Source organism: Actinosynnema sp. NPDC023658 (assembly GCF_040639995.1).
Taxonomy (GTDB): Bacteria; Actinomycetota; Actinomycetes; order Mycobacteriales; family Pseudonocardiaceae; genus Actinosynnema.
The window spans coordinates 1-2,659 of sequence record NZ_JBFAAX010000783.1 but is presented as its reverse complement, the minus strand read 5'-3'; the positions used below and the strand labels follow the sequence as shown (position 1 = coordinate 2,659).

Sequence of the window (2,659 nt, the reverse complement as noted above, 5' to 3'; positions counted from 1 at the left end):
GGGCGGCATCCTCAACGAGTACTACCAGGCCGCCTGACCTGCACGGGCGACATTTTCGGCAGGTACACGGTCATCAGCGGCCAGGGACGTGGAGTTGCTGGTGCTGCGGCACGAGGTCGCCGTGCTGCGCCGGGCCAACCCTCGCCCGCGACTGGACTGGACCGATCGTGCCGTGCTCGCCGCGTTGGCGCGACGCCTACCCGGCTGGTTACGGCAACACCGGCTGGTGACGCCGGGCACCGTCCTGCGATGGCACCGGCGACTGGTCGCGAAGAAGTGGACTCACCCGAACCGAATCGGGCGCCCGCCGGTCGACGATGCCGTAGTCGCGTTGATCGAACGGATGGCCCGGGAGAACACCGGCTGGGGCTACCGCAGGATCCAGGGCGAGCTGCTCAAACTCGGCCACCGGGTCGCCGCCTCGACCGTGCGCCGCGTGCTCAAGCGCCTACGCATACCGCCCACACCCGAGCGCGACAGCGACGCTTCGTGGCGGCGGTTCCTGCGCGCGCAGGCCTCCGGCATGTTGGCCTGCGACTTCTTCCACGTCGACTGCGCCCTGACGCTCAAACGGGTCTACGTGTTCTTCGTGATCGAGGTAGCCACCCGCTGCGTCCACATCCTCGGCACCACCACCAACCCCGACGGACCCTGGACCACCCAACAGGCCCGCAACCTGCTCATGGACCTGGGTGACCGGGCCAACGACTTCCGGTTCCTCATCCACGACCGGGCCGGTCAGTTCACCACCTCGTTCGACACAGTCCTCTCCGACGCCGGCATCCACGTCGTGAAGACCCCACCACGGTGTCCACAAGCCAACACCTATGCCGAACGCTGCATCGGAACCGTCAGGCGGGAAGTCGCGGACCGCCTGCTCATCATCAACCACCACCACTCGCGAGCGGTACTCGACCGCTACGCGGCTCACTACAACCACCGCCGACCACACAGAGCACTTCAACTCTTGCCACCACGACCGGACCAGCCGATTCCAGAACCGGGCCACATCTCGATACGCCGCCGACCCGTCCTCGGCGGCCTGATCAACGAGTACGAACCCATCGCTGCGTAAGCGCAGGTCAGGCTACGTGGCCGACTATTGGCCCCCACAGCTCGCCTGGCACCGCAAACTCATGGCCCGCAAGTGGGACCACCCCGCGCGTCGACGCACCGGACGCCCACCGACACGAGCCGCCGTCAAGACGCTCATCCTGCGACTCGCCCGGGAGAACCCGCGGTGGGGTCATCGGCGGATCCAGGGCGAACCGGCCCGACTCGGCCACCACATCGCCCACTCGACGGTCTGGCGGATCCTGCACGACGCGGGCATCGACCCGGCACCACGCCGTGACGGCCCGACTTGGCGAGAATTCCTCACCGCCCAGGCCCAGGGCATCATCGCGGCCGACTTCCCCCACCTCGACACCGTGCCCGGCAGGCGCCTGTACGCGCTGGCGTTCCTCGAACACCACACCCGACGCCTGCACATCACCGGAGTCACCGCCCACCCGACCCAGGCATGGACCACACAGCAGGCCAGGAACCTCACCGCCGACCTCGGACACCGGACGGAGTCCTTGCGTTTCCTTCTCCGGGACCGCGATGGCAAGTACAGCCAGACGTTCGACGCCGTCTTCCAGGGCGACGACCTGCGCGTGATCAAAAGCGCGCCGCAGGCGCCCCGGATGAACGCCCACTGCGAACGGGTCATCGGCACCATCAGACGCGAACTCCTCGACCACATCCTCATCACGGGAGAGACCCACGCACGACACGTCCTCAAGACCTACGAACACCACTACAACCGACACCGACCTCACCAGGCCCGCCACCAATTACCACCCGAAGCTCAGCAACACCCCGCCGCGATACACGACCTCGACACCCGCAGAGTGCGGCGCACCTGCATCCTCGGCTGCCTCATCAACGAGTACAGACACGTCGCTTGACCAGCAGCGATAACTTTTCGAGCGGCACAGGTTTTGCTTGGTCGCTGAACCACTTACCGGAGACCTCGCCACGTTCCGGCCACCGACACGCCCCCGCTCACCTCACCTTTGAAACACGCGCTAACCGCAGGCCAGACCATGCAGCCGACTTCTGCACCCCACAGGCGTCACGGGGTCACCCTCGGCGCCTACTCCAACATGGGGCCGCTGCCACCCAACCTGAACTACGCGTGCAGGGCCACGACCACCACCACCGCCTGGCCCGGCAGCTTCAACACCGGCGTGACCGTGACCAACACCGGCTCCACCCCGATCACCGACTGGACCGTTGTCCAGGTGTTCTACGCCGACGAGAAGGTCAGCCGGGCGTGGAACGCCGAAAGCACCCAGTACCTCAACGCCGTCGTGCTCAGCGCCACGCCGTACCGTTGCGACCGGGCGGAGTTCTCACCGCCCAGGTCCAGGGCATCATCGCGGCGGACTTCTTCCACATCACCACCAGCGCGCCTCAGGCACCCCGGATGAACGCCCACCGCGAACGGGTCATCGGCACCAGCCGACGCGACTTCGCCTGGTGGCTCGGACAGAATCGGCGGCGAAGTCCTGTGCGGACACCGGTGCACGTGGGCGATGCGTGTCGAGGTGGTCGCGCGTCCGTGTGATCACCTCGGTGGGGGGGGCTGGGGCCCGGGCCGGGGGGGGGTGCA

Annotated in this window: 3 protein-coding genes; all 3 read left to right on the top strand. The window is 67.2% G+C overall.

Translation table 11 applies throughout. The features are described 5' to 3' along the window. Nucleotides 1-88: 88 nt before the first annotated feature. The 3 genes from AB0G02_RS34700 (at nucleotide 89) to AB0G02_RS34690 (ending at nucleotide 2,477) form a co-directional block, all read left to right on the top strand. Nucleotides 89-1,075, top strand: a complete 987-nt coding sequence (locus tag AB0G02_RS34700; RefSeq protein ID WP_360803002.1) for an integrase core domain-containing protein — start codon at nucleotides 89-91, stop codon at nucleotides 1,073-1,075. A 61-nt stretch (nucleotides 1,076-1,136) separates the two neighbouring features. Beyond that, nucleotides 1,137-1,952: an integrase core domain-containing protein gene (locus AB0G02_RS34695; RefSeq protein WP_360802999.1), complete on the top strand. Its 816-nt coding sequence runs from the start codon at nucleotides 1,137-1,139 to the stop codon at nucleotides 1,950-1,952. Nucleotides 1,953-2,150: 198 nt separating this feature from the next. Next, nucleotides 2,151-2,477, top strand: coding sequence for a cellulose binding domain-containing protein (locus AB0G02_RS34690; protein ID WP_360802996.1), 327 nt, complete (start codon nucleotides 2,151-2,153; stop codon nucleotides 2,475-2,477). Nucleotides 2,478-2,659: the final 182 nt, after the last annotated feature.